Origin of the sequence: Acinetobacter sp. YH12254 (assembly GCF_013417415.1) — a bacterium.
GTDB lineage: Bacteria > Pseudomonadota > Gammaproteobacteria > Pseudomonadales > Moraxellaceae > Acinetobacter > Acinetobacter pseudolwoffii.
Map to the genome: position 1 here is coordinate 35,820 of NZ_VPEB01000012.1, position 24,902 is coordinate 60,721.

The 24,902-nt window shown below is 42.6% G+C and carries 24 protein-coding genes; 16 read left to right on the forward strand and 8 right to left on the reverse strand.

The window, feature by feature from the left end; translation table 11 throughout:
- Nucleotides 1–54 precede the first annotated feature (54 nt).
- Together FTV29_RS10225 and FTV29_RS10230 are read right to left on the reverse strand one after the other, a co-directional pair.
- On the reverse strand, nt 55–1,419 hold the full coding sequence (locus FTV29_RS10225) for an MATE family efflux transporter (RefSeq protein ID WP_159138889.1): 1,365 nt from the start codon (nt 1,417–1,419) through the stop codon (nt 55–57).
- A 128-nt stretch (nt 1,420–1,547) separates the two neighbouring features.
- Nucleotides 1,548–2,702, reverse strand: a complete 1,155-nt coding sequence (locus FTV29_RS10230) for a methionine aminotransferase (protein ID WP_159138888.1) — start codon at nt 2,700–2,702, stop codon at nt 1,548–1,550.
- Nucleotides 2,703–2,947: 245 nt separating this feature from the next.
- Between FTV29_RS10230 and FTV29_RS10235 the strand changes: the two genes are divergently transcribed.
- The 3 genes from FTV29_RS10235 to FTV29_RS10245 all read left to right on the forward strand — a co-directional run bounded on the left by FTV29_RS10235 (nt 2,948) and on the right by FTV29_RS10245 (nt 8,456).
- Nucleotides 2,948–5,785: a type VI secretion system Vgr family protein gene (locus FTV29_RS10235; RefSeq protein ID WP_159138887.1), complete on the forward strand. Its 2,838-nt coding sequence runs from the start codon at nt 2,948–2,950 to the stop codon at nt 5,783–5,785.
- A 17-nt stretch (nt 5,786–5,802) separates the two neighbouring features.
- A complete protein-coding gene (locus tag FTV29_RS10240; RefSeq protein WP_180075481.1) occupies nt 5,803–7,755 on the forward strand; it encodes a LysM peptidoglycan-binding domain-containing protein in 1,953 nt (650 codons plus the stop codon).
- Between the two features lie 131 nt (nt 7,756–7,886).
- Entirely contained in the window at nt 7,887–8,456 is a 570-nt protein-coding gene (locus tag FTV29_RS10245; RefSeq protein ID WP_257224504.1) for a hypothetical protein, read from the forward strand.
- A 44-nt stretch (nt 8,457–8,500) separates the two neighbouring features.
- Here FTV29_RS10245 and FTV29_RS10250 read toward each other — a convergent pair whose 3' ends face one another.
- Nucleotides 8,501–9,421, reverse strand: coding sequence for a Dyp-type peroxidase (locus FTV29_RS10250; protein WP_159138886.1), 921 nt, complete (start codon nt 9,419–9,421; stop codon nt 8,501–8,503).
- Nucleotides 9,422–9,582: 161 nt separating this feature from the next.
- Here FTV29_RS10250 and FTV29_RS10255 point away from each other — a divergent pair, with 161 nt between their 5' ends.
- Nucleotides 9,583–10,203 (forward strand): LysE family transporter, encoded by a 621-nt coding sequence (locus tag FTV29_RS10255; protein ID WP_159138885.1) that lies wholly within the window; start codon nt 9,583–9,585, stop codon nt 10,201–10,203.
- Nucleotides 10,204–10,531: 328 nt separating this feature from the next.
- Here FTV29_RS10255 and FTV29_RS10260 read toward each other — a convergent pair whose 3' ends face one another.
- From FTV29_RS10260 to FTV29_RS10275, 4 genes are read right to left on the reverse strand one after another with little or no spacing between them, the layout of a single operon-like run.
- Nucleotides 10,532–11,014, reverse strand: coding sequence for a DUF523 domain-containing protein (locus tag FTV29_RS10260; RefSeq protein ID WP_005094567.1), 483 nt, complete (start codon nt 11,012–11,014; stop codon nt 10,532–10,534).
- Nucleotides 11,015–11,017: 3 nt separating this feature from the next.
- Nucleotides 11,018–11,818: a zinc ABC transporter permease subunit ZnuB gene (gene znuB, locus FTV29_RS10265; RefSeq protein ID WP_005094564.1), complete on the reverse strand. Its 801-nt coding sequence runs from the start codon at nt 11,816–11,818 to the stop codon at nt 11,018–11,020.
- A gap of 3 nt (nt 11,819–11,821) precedes the next feature.
- Nucleotides 11,822–12,604, reverse strand: coding sequence for a zinc ABC transporter ATP-binding protein ZnuC (gene znuC / locus FTV29_RS10270; protein ID WP_005173813.1), 783 nt, complete (start codon nt 12,602–12,604; stop codon nt 11,822–11,824).
- A complete protein-coding gene (locus FTV29_RS10275; RefSeq protein ID WP_100355400.1) occupies nt 12,586–13,083 on the reverse strand; it encodes a transcriptional repressor in 498 nt (165 codons plus the stop codon). The genes znuC and FTV29_RS10275 overlap by 19 nt, the downstream gene beginning before the upstream one ends.
- Before the next feature lie 146 nt (nt 13,084–13,229).
- Here FTV29_RS10275 and FTV29_RS10280 point away from each other — a divergent pair, with 146 nt between their 5' ends.
- The 12 genes from FTV29_RS10280 to FTV29_RS10335 all read left to right on the forward strand — a co-directional run bounded on the left by FTV29_RS10280 (nt 13,230) and on the right by FTV29_RS10335 (nt 23,790).
- Entirely contained in the window at nt 13,230–14,066 is an 837-nt protein-coding gene (locus FTV29_RS10280) for a metal ABC transporter solute-binding protein, Zn/Mn family (RefSeq protein WP_100329707.1), read from the forward strand.
- Between the two features lie 174 nt (nt 14,067–14,240).
- Nucleotides 14,241–14,633, forward strand: coding sequence for an ATP synthase subunit I (locus tag FTV29_RS10285; RefSeq protein ID WP_005173819.1), 393 nt, complete (start codon nt 14,241–14,243; stop codon nt 14,631–14,633).
- A 110-nt stretch (nt 14,634–14,743) separates the two neighbouring features.
- The gene (atpB, locus tag FTV29_RS10290) at nt 14,744–15,619 is read left to right on the forward strand and encodes a F0F1 ATP synthase subunit A (RefSeq protein ID WP_005094552.1); all 876 of its coding nucleotides are present in this window, start codon (nt 14,744–14,746) and stop codon (nt 15,617–15,619) included.
- Between the two features lie 85 nt (nt 15,620–15,704).
- A complete protein-coding gene (gene atpE, locus FTV29_RS10295; protein ID WP_000424060.1) occupies nt 15,705–15,950 on the forward strand; it encodes a F0F1 ATP synthase subunit C in 246 nt (81 codons plus the stop codon).
- A 39-nt stretch (nt 15,951–15,989) separates the two neighbouring features.
- On the forward strand, nt 15,990–16,460 hold the full coding sequence (locus FTV29_RS10300; RefSeq protein ID WP_005173825.1) for a F0F1 ATP synthase subunit B: 471 nt from the start codon (nt 15,990–15,992) through the stop codon (nt 16,458–16,460).
- Between the two features lie 12 nt (nt 16,461–16,472).
- A complete protein-coding gene (locus FTV29_RS10305; protein ID WP_180075482.1) occupies nt 16,473–17,009 on the forward strand; it encodes a F0F1 ATP synthase subunit delta in 537 nt (178 codons plus the stop codon).
- Nucleotides 17,010–17,054: 45 nt separating this feature from the next.
- Nucleotides 17,055–18,599, forward strand: coding sequence for a F0F1 ATP synthase subunit alpha (gene atpA / locus FTV29_RS10310; RefSeq protein WP_100355398.1), 1,545 nt, complete (start codon nt 17,055–17,057; stop codon nt 18,597–18,599).
- Between the two features lie 89 nt (nt 18,600–18,688).
- On the forward strand, nt 18,689–19,558 hold the full coding sequence (gene atpG, locus FTV29_RS10315; protein ID WP_004280996.1) for a F0F1 ATP synthase subunit gamma: 870 nt from the start codon (nt 18,689–18,691) through the stop codon (nt 19,556–19,558).
- A 26-nt stretch (nt 19,559–19,584) separates the two neighbouring features.
- On the forward strand, nt 19,585–20,979 hold the full coding sequence (gene atpD / locus FTV29_RS10320; RefSeq protein ID WP_004280997.1) for a F0F1 ATP synthase subunit beta: 1,395 nt from the start codon (nt 19,585–19,587) through the stop codon (nt 20,977–20,979).
- Nucleotides 20,980–21,005: 26 nt separating this feature from the next.
- A complete protein-coding gene (locus FTV29_RS10325; RefSeq protein WP_064096955.1) occupies nt 21,006–21,425 on the forward strand; it encodes a F0F1 ATP synthase subunit epsilon in 420 nt (139 codons plus the stop codon).
- Nucleotides 21,426–21,559: 134 nt separating this feature from the next.
- Nucleotides 21,560–22,045 (forward strand): DUF2846 domain-containing protein, encoded by a 486-nt coding sequence (locus FTV29_RS10330; protein ID WP_180072504.1) that lies wholly within the window; start codon nt 21,560–21,562, stop codon nt 22,043–22,045.
- Nucleotides 22,046–22,413: 368 nt separating this feature from the next.
- Nucleotides 22,414–23,790: an NAD-dependent succinate-semialdehyde dehydrogenase gene (locus FTV29_RS10335; protein ID WP_180075483.1), complete on the forward strand. Its 1,377-nt coding sequence runs from the start codon at nt 22,414–22,416 to the stop codon at nt 23,788–23,790.
- Nucleotides 23,791–23,814: 24 nt separating this feature from the next.
- Here the strand turns inward: FTV29_RS10335 and FTV29_RS10340 are convergent, their stop codons facing one another.
- Nucleotides 23,815–24,831 (reverse strand): pirin family protein, encoded by a 1,017-nt coding sequence (locus tag FTV29_RS10340; RefSeq protein WP_180075484.1) that lies wholly within the window; start codon nt 24,829–24,831, stop codon nt 23,815–23,817.
- Between the last annotated feature and the right edge of the window lie 71 nt (nt 24,832–24,902).

Below are 24,902 nucleotides of genomic sequence, written 5' to 3' on the forward strand. Positions count from 1 at the left end.
ATTGCAGATCAGGAGTGAGTTGCTGTAAGGCTGTAGGCATGTAAAATAATGAAGCTAAACCAATATTTTAATGGTTTTTTTCTTCCAGACCAACTGATAATACAGTCCCTGCAAAATACACATGCTGACAAAGGCCAACGCATAGGCATACCAGATCCCTTCTAGCCCCCACCACCGGCTAAACAGATAAGCGGCAGGAACTTCAATACAGAGAATTGCAAAAATATTGATCAGCATCGGTGCAGTTACCGTACCACTTGAACGCATAATTGAAGCAAAAATGGCGCTGGCACCAAAGAATAAAATGGACCAAAGCACAATGAATAAAAGTTGCTGACCCAGCACCACGACCTGAGGATCAGTAATAAACAGTGCCATTAAATATTTTGAGAACAGGTAGGCCAAAACCACCAAACCGCCAGTAAACAGAATATTCATACTGAGTGCAGTCCGTGTGACTTTATTCAGTAAATCGGATTTTCCTGCACCAATCGCTTGTGCACCAAACACAGAAGCTGCAATCGCAATCGACAGAGCAGGAAACTGGATATAATTTAACACCTGGTTGACCGCACCATAGGCAGCCGTTGCTTCTGCGCCATAGCGGTTGACCAAGCCGACAATCACCAGACCGGCGACAGAAGTCGTGATCATCTGTATTCCAGTCGGAACGCCCAGACTTAAAATAATTTTGCTTAATTTAGGCTGATGGCGGATATGTTTTAATAATGCCCAGTCCAGCCTAAGCGGATGTTGTTTATAATTTAAATACAGGACTAGAAACAACAATACGGCCAGATTACCCAAAATGGTGGCAATTGCCGGCGAGATAATGCCCATTTGGGGAAAGCCAAAATATCCGGCAATTAATATCGGGGTGACTACCAAGCCCACGCCAATGGTGAGTGCGGAAGCAAACAGCGGTGTGGTGCTGTCGCCTACACCGCGCAAGATAGAGGTATAAATAATATAAATAAAAATTAGGGGACTACCTGCCAGCATCCATTGCACATAGGGCAAGGATAAATGCATCACCTCCGGATCTGTACCGAGCGCCAAGAGGATATTTTCGGCAAAAATCACTCCAAACAGCGCGATCAAGCTTCCGCCAATCAAGGTCATAAATAAAGTTGAACCGACCACACAGCGCACTTTTTCGATATTTTTTGCGCCCCAAGCCTGTCCAATGAGTACAGTAGAACCGGCAGATAAGCCAATGACAAAAGCCATCAAACAAAACAGGATCGGGAAAAATACCGCAACCGCAGCAATGGCATTGACTCCCAGCATTTGCCCGACAAAAACCGTATTAATCGTACCTGAAAGGCTTTGCAGGATGTTGGTTGCAATTAATGGCAACAGAAATACCAGAAAGGCCTTCCATAAATTCTGTTGTTGGATCAGTGATTGCTGTGCCATGCCCTATCCTGTTATTGATTTTTCATCTATTTAATTATGTTGCTATTATTGAATAAAGCAGGAATAAAGGCCTTAGCTTTTAAGTAACTAAGGCATTTATTTTATAAGAATTTTAGTTAAAATTTGAATTAAACCTTTGAAAGAATTTGACCTGCCTGAATCAGGGTCTGTTCTTTTTTTGCAAAACAGAACCTGAGCAGGCGTAAATCGGCAGGCGCTTGCTGGTAGAACACAGAGACTGGAATTGCCACGATCCCGTGTTGCTCTGCCAGAAAATGACACATCTCTACATCATTTAAATCAGGCCGGATAGCCGAATAATCGAGATTCTGGAAATAAGTTCCTTGAGAGGGCGTCCATTTAAAACGTGATGTTTCTATTGATGAATTAAATAGATCACGTTTGTTTTGATAGAACCGGGAAAGTTCGCGTATATGTTCAGGATGCTGTTGCATGTATTCCGCCAAAGCCACCTGAATCGGAGTCACGCCACAGAAGCTGGCAAACTGATAAATCTGTCTGAACATTTTCATGAGTGGCGGTGCCGCAATACAAAAACCGGTTTTCCAGCCGGTGACATGAAAGGTTTTACCAAAAGAACCAATCACGAAGCTACGCTCGCGCAGTTCAGGAAATGACCAGGCTGAATGGTGCTGAACGCCGTCGAAAACCAGATGTTCATAGACTTCATCGGATAACACCACAATATTGCGCTCACGGATCAGCTCAATCAGATGTTGCCAGTCTGCTCTGGACCAGACACTACCGCTGGGGTTGTGAGGAGTGTTGACCACAATCATGCGGGTACGCTTATTGATGGCATCTTTCACCTGATTCCAGTCCACAGAAAACTCGGGATGCTGTAATGCAATATGTACAGGCGTTGCACCAGCCAGCTGTACTGCAGGTGCATAACTGTCATAGCTCGGATCGAAAATAATCACTTCATCACCCGCACGAACTGTGGCCTGAATCGCACAAAAAATCGCAATTGTGGCGCCGGAAGTAATCGTGATCTCTTCTAGCGGGTCAATGCTCAGCTGATCGCGCTGTCGATACAGATCGGCCACCAGCCCACGCAATATCGGCAAGCCATCTCCAGGTGCATACTGGTTAAATCCGTTATGACTGGCCCGGCTCAAAGCCTCAATCAATGCCGGTGGCGCAGGAAAGTCTGGAAATCCCTGTGAAAGGTTCAATGCGCCGAGTCTTCGTGCCAGGGCCGACATGGTGCTAAAAATCGTGATGCCTAGATCAGGCAGTTTAGAGGGGAATTTCAGCATGTCCTTGGCCTTGAAAATAAGATTGAATCCAGTGTAGCAGCAAGTTCTACTCTGGATAATCAGAAAATTCTGAAATATTTGGCATTATTTTTACCTCTATTTTTCAGAGATTTATTGAATAGGTGCAATTGAATTACTGAAAATCAAATGCCTAATTATGTGAAATGCACACCGAGCTGGACGAAATGGACAACTTTTCCTAGAATTTGCTCCACAATAATAATGCTTAAAACTATAACTATAAAATGCCAAAACATATTCATCTGCTGCTGGAGCAACTTGGGCTGAACCGGCAGCATCGTGCGCTGCATCTGCAGTTTTCACATCTGCTCTTAAATCATCAGGTCCTGATTCAGCGGATTGATGGCCAGCATCAGATTAATCAGGGTCTGCAGGCAGAACTGATCTGCCTTTCTACGCAGGCCAATCTTGCTTTAAAGCAATTTATAGGCTGTCAGGTGGCAGTAGATCAGGTAACAGATCGTGGCGAACTTTTTCGAACCAGTGGCATTATTACCGCAGCCAGTCAGGGACACAGCGACGGTGCCTTGAGTCTGTATAAACTGACCATGCAGGATGCTACTGCACTCTGGCACAAACGCCGTAATAGTCGGGTGTTTATGAATAAGAGCGTGCGCGAAATCAGTGAAATATTATTTAGTGAATGGCAAAGTAGAAGTGCATTATTTGCAGCCAGTCTTAGTCTGGACCTGACCGGATTAAATCGGGATTACGATGTACGCCCTTTTGTGATGCAGTCCAATGAGTCGGATTATGATTTTTTAACGCGTTTATGGCGTAGTGAAGGAATAAACTGGCTGATTGATGAAAAGCACTCCATTGTTCCGGTGTCCGCTACTGAGATTCAGCCGCAGAACCTGCGTTTAATCGATCATTCTCAAGCCTTTTCAGCTTTAAAACGCCGTTCAATCCGCTTCCATCGCAGTCATGCCACCGAGCAGTTTGATACGCTGACCAGTCTGATTGCCGTACGTCAGCTTAATTCCAACAGTACCCATACCCAGCGCTGGCAAGCGCAGCACCTTGCGCAGGATCAAAGCCAGTCCTTATTAAATACTCATCAGCAAAGTAGCGTGCAGGATACGGCCAGTCTGAATCTTGAAGATGCCTGGAACATTAGTCCGGCCTGGACAGGTGATTTGAATGCCGAGGATCAGGTGACGGCATCTGGTACGGCACAACTGGAACGACTGAATCAGCAGCTCAATCATTATCATGCGCTGCAATCCAAATATTTTAAAGCCAGCAGCAGTGTACGTGATGCTCAGGTCGGGTATTGGTTTGAATTAAAACAGCATGCTGAAATTGATCAGCATCCCGTGCATGAGCGTGAATTTTTGATTTTGGGTAAACGCTTCTATAACCAGAATAATTTACCTAAAGATATTTTATTGCAGCTAGACAGCTTGCTCGGTCAAAGTGATTGGCAAATTTCGGAGGAAGAACGGCAGGCCAATGAGTTGTATATCGTCCGCCGTGACATCCCCGTCGTACCTGAATATCAGCCTTTTATGCATCGCCCCGTTGCATATCCGCAGCGAGCTCGAGTGGTCGGGCCTGAAGGTGAAACAATCCATGTCGATGCTTGGGGAAGAGTGAAAGTTCGTTTTCTATTTACCCGAAGTGATGACCATCAACATGATGCTGGTGCAGGCAGCAATGACAATGATAGCGATTCGGCCTGGATTGATGTATTAACCCCTTGGGCTGGTGAAGGTTATGGAGTCAGATTGCATCCACGAGTTGGTGAAATGGTAGTGATTGATTTTTTTGAAGGCGATATCGATCGGCCCTTTGTTATGGGACGGATTCACGAAGCAGAACGACATCCAGTGATGTTTGATGCGAAGGGACAATTACCAGCCACCAGAAAACTCAGTGGGATCCGTTCCCAAGAAGTAGAGGGTGAGGGTTTCAACCAGCTGCGTTTTGATGATACGACGGATCAGATTAGTGCACAGTTACACAGTAGTCATGGTGCTAGCCAGTTGAATTTAGGAAATCTCAGTCATCCTAAAGAAACAGAATCGAGTGAAGGTCGTGGGGAAGGGTTTGAACTTAGGACAGATCAGTGGGGGGTGGTACGAGCAGGGCAAGGCTTACTGATTTCGACCTATTCGCAAGATACAGCAGCAGGTAATCACCTGGATGCTAAGCCTACCAAGAACCAGATGGAATCAAATCTGAATAACACCAAAGTTCTGAGTGACATGGCAGAAGCTCAGCAAACTGATCCGCTTGAGCTTTTTAATAGCTTAAAACAATTTCTGAATCAACTAGAAACTGAAGATGCGAGCAAAGCCACTGCATTTAAACAGGCTGTTATGGTATTAACGGCACCACATTCGATTGCGCTGAGTACAAATGAAAATATTCATTTATCTGCAGACCAGCAGATAAATTACAGTGCAGGGGAAAGTATCCATCTATCGACTCAACAGTCTCTGATTGCACATGCGCAGCACAAGATCAGCCTATTTGCTGCCCAGAACGGAGCACGCTTATACGCAGGCAAAGGTAAAATTGAAATACAGGCCCAAGATGATGCCATCGAAGCAATTGCACGGAAGGTGATTAAGCTGATTTCAACTGAAGACAAGATTGAGATCACCAGTCCGAAAGAGATCCTGCTAACCGCGGGAGGGTCTCAAATAAAGATTAATAGCAGTGGAGTGTGTGTCACAACTGGTGGGAAATTTGAGTGTAAGGCGGGGCAGCATAGTTTTATGGGAGGGGCTAAAACTTTTTATGATTTACCTGAGTTGCCTAAAATTGGTCCATATGCTGTAGATTTTTTATTTACTAGTTTGGGCGGTACAGGAATTGAAGGTGCAGAGGTAACTATGTTCACACCTGAAAATAAGGAAATTTTATGGGAAGGTAAAACTGATTTAAAGGGTAAGTCTGAATTATCTATTTTTCAAAAATCATTAGCTTATGAAGCATTAGTAGGATTTAAACAATGGTCTAGTAGCTTTGAAGATTTGGAATTTAAAGTGCCTGATATAGAAGATGAGTTTGATGTGGGAGAGCATGGAATTCAGTTGGAAGATATTGAATAATTATAAAGGTAGTCTCTGTGAATTATTATATCGTAAAAAAAGGAGATACATTATGGGGTATCTCGAGAAAATTTAATATTACTGTGAAAAAAATAGCAGAAATTAATGAATTAGATACTTCTATGATCCATAAAATAAGAATAGGTCAAAAAATTTATATTAATGAAAAGAATAAGATTAATGCTGAAGTGGTTTTAAAAATCATATTATTAGATTTATCTTTTAAGTCAATTCCAAAAGGTACTGTAAAGCTAGAATATGATGATAAGTCAAAAGAAATAATTTTTAAAGATGGTGTAATCTATAATATAGAAATATTAGACCATTTAAAAGGACTAAAAGTTTATTATAAAAATATTAAAGGTGCCTTTGATCTAATAGCTCATCATAAAAAATTACCTATAGGTAAAAAAGTTTTAAGATTAACTTCAAGACAAATGAAGGTTTCAGGTGTACATTATCCTAAGTCTGGTATAGCCCAACAGACATTAGATGAAATTAAACAATCATTAAAAAATTTAGCAGACCCAGTTATAATGGGAGGAAGTAAAAAAATAGATGAGCTACATACTAATAAATCATCTTTGCCGGAGCCAAGAAGTGATCAAAAAAGGACTGATTCAGGTAATAGTACTCATATAATTGCAAGCCAATTTACAGAAGAAAACTTTATTCTAAGTAGCGTCAATAATAAATATAGAAAATTCGTTATAGAGGCTTCGAAGCGGCATAATTTTACACCTCATAGCCTCGCAGCTTTAATTCATGCTGAGGCTGCAAAAAAAAGTAATGGTGAATGGGATCCGGAAAGTTTTAATGCAAGTACAAATGCTGCTGGACTAACACAATTTTTAAAAAGTACTTGGCTTGAAATTTGTAAAAATCAACATACTCTAATAGGACAATATGCTTCAAAAAATAAGAAGCTCACTGAGAAGCAACTTCTCAATTTGAGATTCATTCCTGAATTCTCTATTGATGCAGCAGCAGCTTATGCAGTCGTTAACTTTAAATGGTCAAAATTGCCTTATCAAAAATTAACAGAACCAAGTTCAATAGCGAAATTTGCTTATCTATTACATCATGAAGGAGCGGGTGGTACTAGGTCATTCATACAAAATAGTTTTTCTCAACAAAGAGCGAAGAATTTGTTATTTGCACAATTTGGAAGTAAAGGTAAACAAAGAGCCTCAGATTATTTGAAAAGATATAATGATGATGCAAAAGCTGCCTATGGAGCATGGTTAAGAGCTTATATTGATGCACATATTAATATTTATGATTATGTACTGGATAAATCAAAAACTTCCGGGGTAAATTTATCTTTAGAAGAAACAATAAAAATTTTATTAGAACAAACTTCTTCACCAACACCAACACCAACACCAACACCAACACCAACACCAATCTTAAGTAAAGAAGTACAAGAAAATAAACCTGTAGGAGGAAGTGAAATATGGGTAGATCCTTTAGCAGTAAATAAGTTAAGAACTGCTGGTCTTGCAAATATCAAAAGTGCCACTTTTGGGAAGGTTAGAAATGGAGGTACAAGAAATCATCAGGGTATAGATCTAGCTGCTGACTCAGGTACAAATATTTTTGCAGTATGTAGTGGCATTATTGCTGTCGCAAAGGATAGTGGAGGGCCATATGGTAAAATTGTTGTATTAGAAGTAAACATTGATGACCTGCCTATACAACAAAAAAATTATGCATTAAAAAACATTATAAACAGTAATTTTATTTACTTTTTTTATGCACATCTATCTACAATAAATGTTGAAAAGGGAGATGCTGTGGATGTTACAACAGTTTTAGGTAAAACAGGTTCTAGTGGAAATGCGAGTGGAATGACTACTATTTCAAAGGGTGGACATTTACATTTTGAGACAAGAAGCTCGCCATTATTGGGTAAAGGCCTACAAGGAAGATTTGATCCTATCCCCTTTTTTTTAAATAAATTAATTTAGGCTTTTTAAAAAATATGAAAATAATTAAATTCCTAGTAATAATTAGTACTTTTTTTTCATTATCGTGTCATTCGAATAATATAGATTGGAATGATTATCAGCAGAGTGCTATACAAACCAATGAGCCAATTTTGTTTTTAGATCAATTTGGTAGTTTTTCTCAATTAAATGAAAACTTAAAGTTAGGTTTGGTTGATTACGGTAATAAAAATAAAAAATATTCTGGTGGAAATTATATTCTTAAAAGTTATGGTGTTGAGGTCTTTAATAATCAAATAGAATATACTTTGTTCCAAAGTACAGTGCCTTTAAAATCTAGTGTCGATTTAAAGATACTATATCAAGATGAAAAAATAGTAGCTTTTCGAACAAGAGAATTTAGTGAAATAGATTATGTGAAAAGAGCTTATAAAAAATTTAGTTCTAATATATTTATATATAATAAATTATCAAATTTAGTAGTCGAGGTTCCAGTAGTAGATTCTTCATCTAAGAGTTTAGAAAGTAATTATTTAAATATATTGGCTGGTGATAATTTTTCTTATTTTGTCAAAGAAAGAGAATATCTATATGAGGCGGATATTAGCGAAGGTAACGGTAAAATTAATAATTATAAATTAGTATTGAATTTAGAATTAAAATGTTTATTCTATACATTAGGTTGTGAAAATATAAATTCTAAGAAATTACTGAAAAAATAAGTTACTAGATTGCTACATCATTAATGTAGCAATCTTTTTTAACTTCACCCTTCCAAAACTTCTTCCAACAACTCTTCACTCGGTGCAAAGTAATATGCTCCATCTAGTGGAGTGACGAAGTGTAGCAAGCGGTCATGGATCCCATCGCCAGACGTACCAAACATACGCTCTAACATGGCATCAATAATAGTTAAATCTTTGGTATAGGCAATGAAGAATAGACCTTGGTCACCACGGCCATCACCATAAGGCAAGGAATGACGGAGAATCTCCATTTCTTCGCCTTCTTCATCTTCCACTACAGTACGTGCAACGTGAGCATTTGCCGGTTTAACCTCATCCTCCAGTTCAATCGATTCCAGTTTGGTACGACCCATCACTTGCTCTTGAGTATCGACTTTCAGCTTTTTCCACTTTTCCAGATCATGCGCATAACGCTGGGCAAAAATAAATGAACCATCCTGGAAAATGTCCGTATCTTCACCAAGTAATGCCACCTCAGCACGATCATCTGGGAATTGCGGATTTTCAGTGCCATCAATAAAGCCTGTCACATCACGGCCATCAAAATAGCGGAAGCAGACACGTTCATCCAGAACTTCAACCTGATCCTGAATTCCTTCAAAAAAAGCCTGACTCAGCGCAAAACAGATATCCGCCCGTGCACTGGCAATATGAATCAGAATATCTGCCGGAACAACCGGCATTGCAAATGAACCCTGAATCGGTTCAAGCTGTTTGAAACCTGCAGGGCTTTGTGAATAAAGTCTTGACCAAAGCTCAGGACCAAAAGCGACCGCTGTTTTAATTTGTGCTTGAGGATGTTGCGTAATCAGACGATCACGAGAAGTAAAAAGATGTTCTAATTTTTCTTTGAGTGCTTCAATATTTAAGTCTTTAAGACGCAATACAATAAAGCGAGCATGATCTGAGGGGAGGGGCAAGATTACCGATTGGGCTGTCATTCATGGCTCCTGTAATGATAAATCCTGTTTTTTAATGCACATATTGTGCCTGAAGCTCTGCAGAGTGAACAGTGCAGCGCCTTATATTTAAGCAATTTTTTAGCCTGAATCTATTGGATAAGTCCTATAATATTGTGCAAGTTTTCCAGAGTTCAATGTTCATGTCCTACCAAATGTGGTTTGCCTATATGCTGGCCTGTTGGGTGATTAGTGTTTTACCCGGTGCAGGGGCAATTTCTTCGATGTCGAGTGGGCTGAATTATGGTTTTCGGCATGGCTACTGGAATGCATTGGGTCTGCAACTGGCATTACTGGTGCAGATTGCAGTGGTGGCAGCCGGAGTGGGGGTGCTGTTTGCGACCACGCCATGGGCATTTTTGGTGGTGAAATGGTTTGGTGTGGGCTATTTATTATATTTGGCTATTTTACAGTGGAAAGCGCCGGTACAATCCATCGAAATTAAACATGAATTGGCACGTAAGTCTTCGGGAAAACTGGTTTTATATGGTTTCTTGGTGAATATGAGTAACCCCAAAGCCATTGTGTTTTTACTGGCTGTATTGCCACAATTTCTGGATTTATCCAAACCACAATGGATTCAGTATGTGATTATGGCGCTGACCATGATCACGATTGATCTGATTGTGATGGCGGGCTACACGGGGCTTGCTGCAAAAGTTTTACGATTGCTCAAGTCACCAAAACAACAGAAAATTCTAAATCGTACATTTGCCGTATTATTCGGTTGTGCTGCTAGTTTGTTGAGTTTGGTACATCAATAACAGTATGGAATACATTTTTAAGTCTATTAATTGATTTTTAAGCGTATTTCATCTAGTTTGATCGCATGAAAACAACAATAGGCAAAGCAGCATGTCAACGCCATTATGGATTTTGATCTATGTCTTACACTGCATTTTAACCAAGTGGATTATTTCGTGGGGCGGGGCAGCATATATTAGAGGCTGGAAAACATGGTTTGTGTTTAACATATCTCAATCTGAAGAATGGACGAAAGATCAGGTAATTATGATGGCGTGGTTCTTTTGGATTGCATTCACGATTTTATTTTTGATTGGGCTGTTTAATCCTGAATTTCGCTTTTATAAATTAAAGAATAGTCTGTGATAATTGCGCCAAGAATTCATCTTCAGTCATCACAACAATGCCATGTTGTTTAAAGAGTGCAGCGGTAACACCATCGCCCTGAATTTTATGTCCTGAAAATGATCCGTTATAAATCAAATCACTACCACAAGAGGGACTGTGGGCTTTAAGAATTGCATGTGTGGCGTGAAAGTCTTGCGCAACTTTTAAAGCGAGATATGCACCTTGTATAAAAGCTTGAGAAACATCATTGCCTAGAATATCTATAACTAAAGATTTTTGCGCAAGTACATCTAAGCCTGAACCATTTTGAATTTCGGCAGGTGGACGTGGAATCGGTAGTCCACCTGAGATTTCAGGACACAGACTGATATATTGATTTGGAACTAAAGATTCGAGCACTTCTTTGACAAGGCAATCCTTGCCATCGTAACGAACTTTTTGACCGAGCAAACAGGCACTCACAAAGTAGCGTTTAGTCCCCATGTCCTAGCTCAGCTTTTTAAATTTTTGAAAGATAAACATCATTGCAAATAACACTGCCATGGTCAGCACAATGGTCAGCCCAGTTGAAGTATTAAGGCCTGCGCTCGACCAGAGGCCTACTGTCACACCAATCTGTGCAATCACGAATGCCCAGATCACCATTTGGCGTGGAGAGTTTGCCAGAAGGCGAGCAGTCAGAGCAGGAATAACCAACAATGCACCCATCAATAGGGAACCGACCGCGCGTAAAGCCAGTACAGTAAATAGCGCAAGCAATAACATAAAGATCAGGCGTTGCCATTTGGCATTTACCCCTTCACTGACCGCCATATCCGGATCAATCGCGATCTGAATCTGGGCTTGCCAGCTTTTATATAAAACACCTAAGGCCAGAATGATCACAATGGCGAACGTGGGCAAGTCCGCCCAGGAAATGGTCAGTAGATCACCGAATAAATAGCTGAGCAGTTCAGGTCTTAAACTTGGTAAATGTTGAATAAACAATAAACCCGAGCAAAGTAAGGTTGCTGAACACAGTGCAAGCAGGGCATCATTGGGGAGGCGGGGATCATGTAGCACCCACAGAATGGCAACCAGCAATAATGCCAAGAAGGTCACGCCCATCCACAGCGGTAGACTTAAGGCGCCTGCAATCGCAACACCCAGTAAAGTACCATGTGCCATAGTATCAGCAAAAAATGACATACGACGCCACAGCATCAAGCAGCCTAGCGGCGCCGTCAGAAACACCAGTAGTGTGCCCATAATCCATGCAGGTAAAAGGAGTTGTAACCAATCCATCATGGTTTAAGCTTCCGGCTCGGGGTGAATATGAGGGCGCGTATCATGCTGACACGGCGTAGCAGAATCGCCATGCGCACAATGATCATGATGATGCTGATAAAACACCCGATTGGTGCCAAAGATTGCCTGATATTCCGGATGCTGCTGTACGCTTTCTGGCAGGCCACTGCAACAGATATGCTTGTTCAAGCACACCACCCGAGTCGTACCTTGCATCACCCATTGCAGGTCATGTGACACCATTAATACGGCACAGCCATATTTTTCCGGCAAGTTACGCACATATTCATACAGTTCAGCTTCGGATTGAATGTCCAGACCTTGCATCGGTTCATCCAGCACCAGAATATCCGGCTGGCGTAATAAGGCCCGTGCCAAGAGCACCCGCTGACGCTCACCGCCTGAGAGTTGCTGAACTTTGGAATCTTGCAGTTTACTAATGCCAGTATCCCGAATAATTTCAGTTTTGATTTTGGATGGACATTTTTCCAGCGCCAGTAAATCTTTGACCCGCAGCGGCAAGCTATGCGATGGATTGAATTTTTGCGGCACATAAGAGAATTTCAGTTTACGTGCAGTTTTGATCTCACCGGATTGCGGTTTTAAAATGCCGAGCATAACTTTAATTAAAGTCGACTTGCCTGCACCATTCGGGCCAATCAGCGTGACAATCTCTTTTTCTTGCAATGAAAAATCAATGGCTTTTAAAATATCACGCTCATCAATCTTGACCCAGATCTGGGAGAGCTGAATCAGGGGGGAGGCACTTAGGCTTTGTTGCGACACTGCTGACAGATTCCTGAAATTTCAATAATGCTGTGATGTGCGCTAAAGTCATCCGAGCTTGCAAGTGCATCAAGTTGGTCAAGCAGACCTTGCGCTGATGCTTCTGTCACCGCTTTACATTCAGTACAGATTAAAAAAGCCGCCTGATGCCCTTCACGTGGATGGCAACAAGGGATATAGGCATTGATCGAGGTCAGGCGGTGAATCAGCCCTTTATCCAATAAAAAATCCAGGGTTCGGTATACCGTAGGTGGCGCCGCAGGACGGTCACTGGCATTTTTCATTTGTGCCAGTAAGTCATAAGCCCCCATCGGGCCAGTCGCATTTAAAATGAGTTCCAGCACTTCTTTACGCAAAGGGGTAAGGCGTGCGCCTGTTGCTGCACAAAGACTTTCCGCTTCAGCAAGACGTTGTGCGACATTGGGATGATCGTGCACGCCGTGCAATGCGTTGTGGTGTTCGTGCGAACAAGAACCCATAGTTCACCTCAAGTGCGAAACTGAAAATTAATAGATTTCAAATCTTAACATGAAGCGTTCAGAGTTTCGATTGGGCATAGGTATTTTTGTATTTTTGTTATATTATAACACTCACTAATTTTTTCGTTTTTAAGTGATTTCTACTCATGTTCCGTCTCCTTGCAATGGGTCTTTTGGCTTTGTTCAGCACACTCAGTTGGTCACAAAGTCTGGTGGTCTCGACTCAGCCGATCTATCTGATTGCCAAGAAAATTACCCAGGGCGTGGAACAGCCGACTTTATTACTGGCCAATCAGAGCGGACATGATGTCAGTCTGACCCCGGCACATCGTAAAATCATTCAGGATGCCGGTCTGGTGATCTGGCTGGGTCAGGCGCATGAAGCACCGCTGGCCAAAGTGCTGAATGACAGTCATAAAGGTATCGCTATTTTGGAATCCGGTATTTTGACCACATTGCCGATGCGTAACCCGCGTGGTGAGGCCTTAAAAAATACGGTAGATACGCATGTCTGGCTCGATCCAAACAATGCCGTAAGGATTGGCTTCTTTATTGCGGCGCTGCGTTCGCAACAATTGCCGGAGAACCGTGAACTGTACTGGAAAAATGCACGCGACTTTGCGCAAAGCATGTTTGCGACGGCCCAGCGTTATAGTTCCAGCACTAAAGCCAAAGCTTACTGGTCGTATCATGATGCCTATCAATATCTGGAACGTCCCTTGAATCTGAAGTTCATGGGCGCACTGACCGATGATCCACATGTCTCGCCAACTGTGGCTCAAATCAAGTTCTTACAGGATCATCGTCCACAGCCTAAAATGTGCCTTCTGGCCGAAGGGCATGCCAGTGAAAATCAGTACCGAAAACTTAAACCGGTGGTGTTTCAGCATGTCGATGAAAGCATGAGCGGGGCAGGGGACTTTGTGCAAGCCTGGCAGCAATTAGCAGCAGAAACCCAGAAGTGCGTATTAAATGCACGCTAATGATTTAAAAAATAGACAGATTTTGATTAGTTTAACAGCATTGCCCCGATTTAAAAAAACACGACTAAGGTCGGGAAAAGATTGCATGTTCAGGGGTGTAACTCTATAATGCCTGCGATTAAAAATAATCACCTGTTAAACTTGTCAAGCATGATTGCTGTGAGTGAATAAATAATGAGCCGAACTAGTCGCTTGATTGACCGACGATTAGCGAAAGCTTTGGTCCTCCTGCAAGCCTGTATGATCCCTGTTTCAGCCTTGATCGGCTGGGTCGTGAAAGACTCAACCGCAGCCCTGAGTGCAGCATTAGGTGCGCTCGTTTGTTGGCTTGCGACTTGTTATTTTTCGTGGCAATCGTTTCGAGCAGCAGGAGCCCGCGCGTCTAAACAAGTTCTTTCGAACATGTATAAAGGCTTAATGGGAAAGTTTGCAATTGTGATTGTTGGTTTCATTTTAATTTTAAGCAATGTCGAACCGTTGTCAGCGGTGGCGTTGTTTTGTGGTTTTATACTTGTTCAAGCCATGTCGTGGGTCGCTCCGTTTTGGGCGTCACGTCTACAAAAATGAGTATAGACACAACAAGAAATTGAAAAGTTTTTCAGGAGCAGGCGAGATATCAAGCAGCACGCGATATTCGTTTGTTCTATTAGTTTTTTGACATTGACCAGGTGTGATTTATGGCTGCTGAAGAACATGCCCTTACTTCGACCGAGTATATCAAGCATCACTTGACCAACATGACCTATGGCAAAATGCCAGATGGTACATGGAAATTGGCCGAGAGCGGTGCTGAAGCTCAACAGATGGGGTTCACTGCTATTCACTTGGATTCAATGGGTTGGTCTATCGGACTGGGTCTGATTTTCTGTTTGTTGTTCTGGTTGGTTGCGAAAGCGGCTAATGCTGGTGTTCCTACCAAGTTCCAGTCTGCAATTGAAATGATTATCGAGTTTGTAGATTCAAGTGTACGTGATACCTTCCACGGGAAGTCTCGATTAATTGCACCCTTAGCTTTAACCATTTTCGTGTGGATTTTCCTCATGAACTTGATGGATTTGATCCCTGTTGACTTTATTCCTTATGTAGCTCAACACGCGATTGCTTCTATGCTGGGTGTAGACCCTCATCAGGTTTACTTTAAAATTGTTCCGACTACAGATCCAAACGTTACCCTCGGTATGTCTATTTCTGTATTCTTCTTGATCATTTTCTATAGTATTCGTGAGAAAGGTGTTGGCGGCTTCGTTGGTGAGTTAGCACTTAACCCATTTAACCCAAGTAACCCAGTTGCTAAAGTGCTTTTGATTCCATTCAACTTATTGTTGGAATTGACCACTTTCTTGGCGCGACCAGTTTCATTGGCTCTACGACTGTTCGGTAACATGTATGCGGGTGAGTTAATCTTCATTCTTATCGCGTTATTACCGTTCTGGATCCAGTGGGCGTTGTCTGTGCCTTGGGCGATTTTCCACATTTTGATTATTACGCTACAAGCATTCATTTTCATGATGTTGACTATCGTGTACATGAGTATGGCAAGCGAAAAGCATTAATGGTATTGCCTAACTGTCAACGGATGGTTGGGCACACAATTTTTTAACTTAATTTGGTATAAAACCTAACCTCTGAGGAATTATCATGGAACTCACTTTAGGTCTAGTTGCAATTGCATCTGCTATCTTGATCGCTTTCGGTGCTTTAGGTACTGCGATTGGTTTTGGTCTTCTAGGCGGCCGTTTCCTTGAAGCTGTTGCTCGTCAACCAGAATTGGCTCCGCAACTTCAAACTCGTATGTTCTTAATCGCAGGTCTTCTTGATGCTGTGCCTATGATCGGTGTTGGTATTGGCTTGTTCTTCATCTTCGCTAATCCATTTGTAGGTTAATCAGCTTAATTCCGAAATTCACTATTTGAGGAATTTGCAATGAATATCAACCTCACATTGTTTGGCCAAGCGATTGCGTTTGCGATTTTTGTCGCGTTCTGCATGAAGTTTGTATGGCCACCACTAATCAATGCGATTAGTGAACGTCAGCGTCGTATCGCTGATGGCTTAAATGCTGCTGAAAAAGCGAAAGCTGACCTTGCAGATGCGCAAGCACAAGTGAAAGCTGAACTGGACACGGCAAAAGCACAAGCGGCTCAATTGATCGAACAAGCGAACCGTCGTGCAGCACAGTTGGTAGAAGAAGCGCGTACTCAAGCATCTGCTGAAGGTGAGCGTATTCGTCAACAAGCGAAAGAAGCTGTTGATACCGAAATCAATTCTGCTCGCGAAGAATTGCGTCAACAAGTGGCTGCTCTTGCAGTGACTGGTGCTGAGAAAATTCTTAGCCAGCAAGTTGATGCAGAAGCTCACAATGCCATGCTGACTCAGCTGGCTGCTAAACTTTAAGAGAGGCGGATTATGGCTGAACTCTTGACGTTGGCACGCCCTTACGCAAAAGCAGCATTTGCTTACGCTTCTGAGCAGGGTGCAACTGACTCTTGGTCAACTGCACTTGAATTGCTCAGTGCTGCGGTGCAAGACGAAGCATTTTCAGCTTATCTAAATCGCCCTGAGCTTACACCTGCTGAGCAGGTGTCTCTTTTTGCTAAAGTTTTAGGTGAAGACCAAACTGCAGCAGTGTCTAACTTCTTGACATTGCTTGCTGAAAACAACCGTTTGGAACTTCTTCCTGAAATTGCTGCAGAATATGAACAGCTCAAATCACAGAATAACAATACTGTGGATGTTGTGATTGAATCAGCATTCCCATTGACTTCTGTACAGGAACAACTTCTTACTCACGCATTAGAGAAAAAATTCGAAGCGGCGGTAAATGTTTCTGTAGAAGTTAACCCAGCGCTGATTGCTGGTGTAGTTATTCGTGCAGGCGACCAAGTGATAGATGATTCTGCGCTTAACAAGCTTGAAAAAATGCGTACTCGTCTTCTTGCTTAATTGCATTTAGAAGACTGAACTTTAAAAAGATTGAGGTATAGCGCAATGCAACAACTGAATCCATCCGAGATCAGTGCGCTCATTAAACAGCGTATCGGCGATCTGGACACCAGCGCAACCGCTAAGAACGAAGGAACCATTGTTATGGTTTCCGACGGTATTGTGCGTATTCACGGCTTAGCTGACGCTATGTACGGTGAAATGATCGAATTCGACGGCGGCCTTTACGGTATGGCACTGAACCTAGAACAGGATTCAGTGGGCGTCGTTGTTTTAGGTAACTACTTAAGCCTTCAAGAAGGTCAAAAAGCGCGTTGCACAGGTCGTGTATTAGAAGTTCCGGTTGGTCCAGAACTTTTAGGCCGTGTAGTAGATGCTTTGGGTAACCCGATTGATGGTAAAGGCCCTATTGATGCAAAATTAACTGATGCTGTTGAAAAAGTAGCACCAGGCGTAATTTGGCGTCAATCAGTGGATCAACCTGTACAAACTGGTTATAAATCAGTAGATACAATGATCCCTGTAGGCCGTGGTCAACGTGAGTTGATCATTGGTGACCGTCAAACTGGTAAAACAGCAATGGCGATCGACGCGATCATCGCTCAGAAAAACTCTGGCATTAAATGTGTATACGTAGCAATCGGTCAAAAACAATCGACTATCGCTAACGTGGTACGCAAGCTAGAAGAAACTGGCGCTATGGCGTATACCACTGTTGTCGCAGCAGGTGCATCTGATCCAGCAGCAATGCTGTATTTGGCTCCGTACTCTGGCTGTACAATGGGTGAATACTACCGTGACCGTGGTGAAGACGCGTTAATCATTTATGATGACTTGTCTAAGCAAGCTGTTGCGTATCGTCAAATTTCATTGCTTTTACGCCGTCCACCAGGTCGTGAAGCTTATCCAGGTGACGTGTTCTATCTACATTCACGTCTACTTGAACGTGCTTCTCGTGTATCTGCTGACTACGTTGAGAAATTCACTAACGGTGAAGTTAAAGGCCAAACTGGTTCATTAACTGCATTGCCGATTATTGAAACTCAAGCGGGTGACGTATCTGCATTCGTACCAACCAACGTAATTTCGATTACTGATGGTCAGATCTTCCTTGAAACATCATTATTCAACGCAGGTATTCGTCCTGCTGTGAACGCGGGTATCTCTGTATCTCGTGTTGGTGGTTCAGCGCAAACTAAGATCATCAAGAAATTGTCTGGTGGTATCCGTACTGCTTTGGCGCAATACCGTGAATTGGCAGCATTTGCTCAGTTCGCTTCTGATCTTGACGAAGCAACTCGTAAGCAACTTGAACATGGTCAACGTGTAACTGAATTAATGAAGCAAAAACAATATGCTCCATATTCAATTGCTGACCAGGCTGTTTCAATTTATGCATCTAACGAAGGTTATATGACTGACGTTGAAGTGAAGAAAATCGTAGACTTTGATGCTGCGTTGATTTCTTACTTCCGTTCAGAACATGCTGCGTTAATGCAACAAATCGATGCCTCTGGTGATTACAACAAAGACATCGAAGCTGCAATCAAAGCAGGTATTGAAAGCTTTAAAGCGACTCAAACTTACTAAGTTCAACCTTAGTTGAATTTAGTGTTGGTTTGGTTCACGGAATCAACCTTCGGAAGCTCGCAAGGGCTTTCGAATACTAGGTTAAGCGTATGGCAAATTTAAAAGAAATTCGCGCCAAAGTAGCTAGTATCAAGAGCACGCAGAAGATTACTCGAGCGATGCAAATGGTAGCAGCTTCTAAGATGCGTCGTGCGCAAGAGCGCATGGCTCAAGGCCGTCCGTATGCCGAAAATATGCACCGTGTAATTGCTCATTTGGTCCAAGCGAATCCTGAATACAAACACCGTTATATGGTTGAACGCCCGGTTAAGCGCGTTGGCTATATCATTGTGTCTTCAGATCGCGGCCTTGCTGGTGGTTTGAACATTAACCTGTTCAAAAAAGTGGTTAAACACGTACAGCAGCAACAAGAGCAGTCAATTGAAGTTCAATTTGCTTTAATTGGTCAAAAAGCGGTTTCGTTTTTTAAAAACTACGGCGGTAAAGTGCTTGGGGCGACGACGCAAGTCGGTGATACTCCAAGTCTTGAGCAGTTATCTGGTTCTGTACAGGTGATGTTGGATGCTTATGATAAAGGCGAGTTAGATCGTATTTATCTAGTGTCAAACGGCTTTGTCAATGCCATGACTCAAAATCAAAAGATCGAACAACTTGTTCCTTTGGCTGCTGCTGAAGAAGACAAGACTCTTAACCGTCAATACGGTTGGGATTATATCTACGAGCCTGAAGCTGAAGAGCTTTTAAATGGCTTGTTAGTTCGCTATATCGAGTCTGTGGTGTATCAAGGTGTGATTGAAAACATCGCATGTGAGCAGTCTGCACGTATGGTCGCTATGAAAGCAGCGACAGACAACGCAGGCGAGATCATTAAGAGCCTGCAACTTATTTATAACAAGCTGCGTCAAGCCGCGATTACTCAGGAAATTTCTGAGATCGTTGGTGGTGCCGCTGCCGTTTAACATTATTTTGAATTGAGGAGACAGCAATGAATAGCGGTCGTATCATTCAGATCATCGGCGCGGTTATCGACGTCGAGTTTGAACGCAACAGCGTTCCTAAGATCTATGACGCTCTCCAAGTAGATGGTACTGAAACTACTTTAGAAGTTCAGCAACAGCTTGGTGATGGCGTAGTTCGTACTATTGCAATGGGTTCTACTGAAGGCCTTAAGCGTGGTTTGAACGTAGTTAACACTGGTGCGCCGATTTCTGTACCTGTAGGTACAGCGACTCTAGGCCGTATCATGGACGTTCTTGGTCGCCCGATCGACGAAGCTGGTCCTGTTGCGACTGAAGCGCGTTTACCAATTCACCGCTCTGCACCTTCTTATGCAGAACAAGCAGCTTCTACTGACCTTTTAGAAACTGGTATTAAAGTCATTGACTTACTTTGCCCGTTCGCTAAAGGTGGTAAAGTTGGTCTGTTCGGTGGTGCCGGTGTTGGTAAAACTGTAAACATGATGGAATTGATCAACAACATCGCGAAAGCTCACTCAGGTTTATCTGTGTTTGCTGGTGTTGGTGAGCGTACTCGTGAAGGTAATGACTTCTATCACGAAATGAAAGATTCTAACGTTCTAGACAAAGTAGCAATGGTCTACGGTCAGATGAACGAGCCACCAGGTAACCGTTTACGCGTAGCGTTGACTGGTCTTACTATGGCTGAATATTTCCGTGACGAGAAAGACGAAAACGGTAAAGGCCGTGACGTACTATTGTTCGTAGATAACATTTATCGTTATACACTAGCGGGTACTGAAGTATCAGCACTTCTAGGTCGTATGCCATCTGCAGTAGGTTACCAGCCTACACTTGCAGAAGAGATGGGTGTTCTTCAAGAACGTATTACATCGACTAAGTCTGGTTCTATTACGTCAATCCAAGCGGTATACGTACCTGCCGATGACTTGACAGATCCATCGCCTGCTACAACGTTTGCTCACTTAGACGCAACTGTTGTATTGAGCCGTGACATCGCATCTTCTGGTATTTACCCAGCGATCGATCCACTAGACTCAACTTCACGCCAATTAGATCCGTTAGTTGTTGGTCAAGAGCATTATGAAATTGCACGTTCTGTACAGAACGTATTGCAACGTTATAAAGAGCTTAAAGACATCATCGCGATTCTTGGTATGGACGAGCTTGCTGAAGAAGATAAACTGGTTGTTTACCGTGCGCGTAAAATCCAGCGTTTCTTCTCTCAACCGTTCCACGTAGCTGAAGTATTTACTGGTGCTCCTGGTAAATTAGTATCTCTTAAAGAAACGATTCGTGGCTTTAAAGGTCTTCTAGCTGGTGAATACGATCACATCCCAGAACAAGCGTTCTACATGGTTGGTGGTATTGACGAAGTGATTGCTAAAGCTGAGAAACTTTAATTAGTTCCCTAATTTAGGAGATTCTCATGGCGACTATGCAATGTGACGTTGTAAGTGTTCAAGAGTCTTTGTACTCAGGCACTGTAACTATGCTAATTGCTAAAGGTGCTGGCGGTGAGTTAGGTATTATGCCTGGTCACGCTCCGCTGGTAACTTTGCTCCAACCTGGCGCGATCCGCGTTATTTTGGAAAACGGTACAGAAGAGTTGATCTATGTATCTGGTGGTGTTCTAGAAGTTCAACCGCATGTTGTTACGGTTCTTGCAGATACTGCAGTCCGTGCAGAAAACTTAGATGAAGCTGCAATTATTGAAGCGCGTAAACACGCTGAACAATTGCTAGCAAATCAAAAGGGCGATTTGGACGCTGCTGCTGCTTTGGCTGCTCTTGCAGAAACTGCTGCTCAGCTGGAAACGATCCGCAAAATCAAAAACCGCGCTCAGTAAGAGACGGTTTGAGATTGAAAAAACCACCCGAAAGGGTGGTTTTTTTATGCGTAAAAATTAATATCCTTTATTAGGAAATAATTTATATTTTTGTTATATTTCGGTTTCTTAAAAATAAATAAGGGGATTCCGGGGTGTCAAATAAAGTAATTTTACCGTTTTTATTGTCAATAGGCTTTGTTGGTTGTGCATCGGTTCCGAAAGCAAATCTACAAGCAGTAGAACAACAAAAAACTGTACAAGCACCACAAGTAGGTCAAGCAGGAATCTATGTGTACCGCTCGAAGAATGTTGTAGGTGCAGCACTTAAAAAAGATATTTGGATTAATGGTGAATGCTTAGGTGAAACTGCTCGTGGTGTATATTTTTATAAAGAGGTAGAAGGAGGTAAAACGCACACTGTTTCCACTGAGTCAGAGTTTTCGCCTAATCATCTGAATCTATCTACAGAGAGCGGGAAAAATTATTATATTCAGCAGTATATTAAACCAGGTGTATTCGTTGGTGGTGCAAACGTAAAAGCGGTTGATGAAGCTGAAGGTAAGCAAGCGATTGAAAAATATAGTTTAGCAATAGGTGGAAACTGCTCTAAGCCTTCGATTCAACTTTCAAAATCATAAGTTTTAAAAAATGAATTTGCGATTATATAAACAATAAATCGCAAATTCCCCATTTCTTAATATTTATACTTAAAAATCTTATTAAAATCTGCATCTAAGCTTGCCACTTTAAGTATCTTATATATCGCTTAAATACATACCTTAGGAAGGTTATCCTTTTATTTATAGTATCAGATCATACCTTATTGTTGTACCGCTCGATATAACTTTTACCCTTTCTCAGTAATATTTTGAACCAATCTGTAAGCAAACATACACCATAAAAAAATCAATGATAAGTTAAATAATTCGAACAGATACTTGCTTGTTATAACTTCATTTGACTGGGTTCAGAACAGGCGAAACTTATAATTGAAAAAGGGAAAATCATGGCTTATCAATCTATCAATCCATTTACCAATCAAAAATTGAAAGACTACCCCTCCCATAGCGATCAAGATATTCAAAATGCCCTCGATACCGCAGAAAAAATCCTGAAATCGGAATGGGCTCAAAAGGCCGATACCCGTATTGAGGTACTGCGCAAGCTGGCTAGCAGTATGCGTGAGCGAAAGTCGGAACTGGCCAAGCTCATGACGCTGGATATGGGTAAACTGATCAAGCAGAGTGAAGGTGAAATCGAAACCTGCGCCAAAATTGCTGAATACTATGCTGATCATGCCAAAGAATTTTTAGCGCCTGTGTCCTACGAAACGGAACTGGGAGAATCTTGGGTTGAGCATCATCCATTGGGCATTGTTATGGCAGTTGAACCGTGGAATTTTCCGTTTTATCAATTAATGCGGGTTTTTGCACCGAACTGTGCCATCGGTAATCCGGTTCTGGCAAAACATGCCGGAATTGTACCGCAATGTGCCGAAGCTTTTGAACAACTGATCTTGGATGCAGGCGCACCCAAAGGTGTCTGGACCAACCTGTTTATTAGCAGTGATCAGGTTGCTGAGGTGATTGCAGATAAACGTGTACGTGGTGTGGCACTCACAGGTTCAGAAGGTGCGGGCAGTGCTGTCGCTGAGCAGGCCGGAAAACATCTTAAAAAATCAACGCTGGAACTGGGCGGTAATGATGTCTTTATTGTGCTGGATGATGCTGATCTGGAACGCGCAATTAAATTAGGCTGTCAGGCGCGCGTCAATAATGCCGGCCAAGTCTGTACGGCAGCAAAACGCTTTATCCTGCATGAAAAAATCGCTGAACAATTCAAGGCTGGCATGATCAAGGTATTTGAAGGGTTAAAAATTGGCGATCCGCTTGATCCTGAAACCACATTGGGTCCACTGTCTTCCGCTGACGCTTTGGAAAAGCTGACTGAACAGGTCGATAAGGCGGTAGAACATGGTGCGAAAGTGGTCACTGGTGGTAAGCCGTATGAGCATGCAGGCAATTTCTATCAGCCGACGATTTTGGAAAATATCAGCCGAGATAATCCGGCCTGGTATGAAGAATTCTTTGGTCCGGTTGCCCAGATTTATGTGGCCAAGGATGAGGATGAGATTGTTTCGATTGCCAATGATTCCAATTATGGTCTGGGTGGCGTGATCCATGCTCAGGATATTGAGCGGGCGAAAAAGCTAGCGTCACGGGTAGAAACTGGCATGATCTGGATTAACTGGTTTACCGACACCACGCCCGAATTACCATTTGGCGGAATCAAAAACTCCGGTTATGGGCATGAACTGTCGATTGATGGTTTTAGAGAATTTGTGCAGAAGAAACTGGTCGTCGTCAAAAGCCCGAAAAAATAATATGAACTGATGTCAGAGAAGCCACTATTGAGTGGCTTCTTTGTCTAGTTTGTCTGGATATTCTTCATGTTTGCCGCCTTCATAACTGGCAAAACGTGGATGTTCTGGTGGAAATGACGGTTCAGCACTTGGCCAAGGCCAGCCACCAAACTGGGTTTCACGATAACGACGGAAAGCAATCTCCAGCTCTTGAGCACTATTCAGAACAAAAGGTCCATGCATGGCAACCGGTGCACCGATCGGTTCACCTTCCAGCCATAAAATATGTGATTCCAGTAAACCACCTTTGAGATGAATATTCTGATCTGGTTTGAGTTCTATCAGATGCTTGACCTGTATTTTCTGTCCTTCCAGCTCCAGACTTTTGCCTTGGTAGAAATAACAAAAACGCGTCGCGCTCGCAGTACTTGCCGGAATAATCAGCTCTGCCTCAGGCGCAAGTGTGATCAGGTAAATATTGACCCTGTTTTCAGCAGGTGCTGCCCAAGAATGGGGTGGACGATCCAGTGCTTCGGTGTCTTTAAACTGCCCTGAAATGACCCGAATATCCGCTTTAGGTCCGGCTGCATTGGCTGAAAATACATGCGGAATCTGTTCACGCCACAACATTTTATAATCGGCCGGCTGCTTTTTCTGTTCCGGTGAGGAATTCAGCCAGATTTGAAACAGCTCCAGAGGATTATCCTGATCTTGATGAACTAAGGGAAACATTTCGCAGTGCTGTACCCCATTGCCGGTGGTCAGCCATTGCACATCACCTGCGGCATAACGTCCCGAGTTTCCGAGCGAGTCAAAATGGTCGACATAACCGCGCTCGACAATGGTAATGGTTTCAAAACCGGTATGCGGATGCTCCGGAAAGCCGGGAATTTGCTCGCCATAATACATGTCATATTCATGCTGATACGGCGGTGTAACTGGCCCTAATTGGGCATTGCCTTGTGGATAATGATCCTGATGGTGAACAGTAAAAATAAAGGGATCTTTCAGGTCAAGTCGGGATTCGACCGGAACAACAGAATACAGCACTGAATTCGACATGATTGAACTCCTGATTATTTTATTAGATATAAGCTTTTAATTTAAATTAGTTTTTATAATAAATTACAGTG

Coding starts and splice junctions, on each gene's coding strand:
- FTV29_RS10225 (WP_159138889.1), bottom strand. CDS start 1,419: ATGGCACAGCAATCACTGATCCAACAACAGAATTTATGGAAGGCCTTT.
- FTV29_RS10230 (WP_159138888.1), bottom strand. CDS start 2,702: ATGCTGAAATTCCCCTCTAAACTGCCTGATCTAGGCATCACGATTTTT.
- FTV29_RS10235 (WP_159138887.1), top strand. CDS start 2,948: ATGCCAAAACATATTCATCTGCTGCTGGAGCAACTTGGGCTGAACCGG.
- FTV29_RS10250 (WP_159138886.1), bottom strand. CDS start 9,421: ATGACAGCCCAATCGGTAATCTTGCCCCTCCCCTCAGATCATGCTCGC.
- FTV29_RS10255 (WP_159138885.1), top strand. CDS start 9,583: ATGTCCTACCAAATGTGGTTTGCCTATATGCTGGCCTGTTGGGTGATT.
- FTV29_RS10260 (WP_005094567.1), bottom strand. CDS start 11,014: ATGGGGACTAAACGCTACTTTGTGAGTGCCTGTTTGCTCGGTCAAAAA.
- znuB (WP_005094564.1), bottom strand. CDS start 11,818: ATGATGGATTGGTTACAACTCCTTTTACCTGCATGGATTATGGGCACA.
- FTV29_RS10275 (WP_100355400.1), bottom strand. CDS start 13,083: ATGGGTTCTTGTTCGCACGAACACCACAACGCATTGCACGGCGTGCAC.
- FTV29_RS10280 (WP_100329707.1), top strand. CDS start 13,230: ATGTTCCGTCTCCTTGCAATGGGTCTTTTGGCTTTGTTCAGCACACTC.
- FTV29_RS10285 (WP_005173819.1), top strand. CDS start 14,241: ATGAGCCGAACTAGTCGCTTGATTGACCGACGATTAGCGAAAGCTTTG.
- atpB (WP_005094552.1), top strand. CDS start 14,744: ATGGCTGCTGAAGAACATGCCCTTACTTCGACCGAGTATATCAAGCAT.
- atpE (WP_000424060.1), top strand. CDS start 15,705: ATGGAACTCACTTTAGGTCTAGTTGCAATTGCATCTGCTATCTTGATC.
- FTV29_RS10300 (WP_005173825.1), top strand. CDS start 15,990: ATGAATATCAACCTCACATTGTTTGGCCAAGCGATTGCGTTTGCGATT.
- FTV29_RS10305 (WP_180075482.1), top strand. CDS start 16,473: ATGGCTGAACTCTTGACGTTGGCACGCCCTTACGCAAAAGCAGCATTT.
- atpA (WP_100355398.1), top strand. CDS start 17,055: ATGCAACAACTGAATCCATCCGAGATCAGTGCGCTCATTAAACAGCGT.
- atpG (WP_004280996.1), top strand. CDS start 18,689: ATGGCAAATTTAAAAGAAATTCGCGCCAAAGTAGCTAGTATCAAGAGC.
- atpD (WP_004280997.1), top strand. CDS start 19,585: ATGAATAGCGGTCGTATCATTCAGATCATCGGCGCGGTTATCGACGTC.
- FTV29_RS10325 (WP_064096955.1), top strand. CDS start 21,006: ATGGCGACTATGCAATGTGACGTTGTAAGTGTTCAAGAGTCTTTGTAC.
- FTV29_RS10335 (WP_180075483.1), top strand. CDS start 22,414: ATGGCTTATCAATCTATCAATCCATTTACCAATCAAAAATTGAAAGAC.
- FTV29_RS10340 (WP_180075484.1), bottom strand. CDS start 24,831: ATGTCGAATTCAGTGCTGTATTCTGTTGTTCCGGTCGAATCCCGACTT.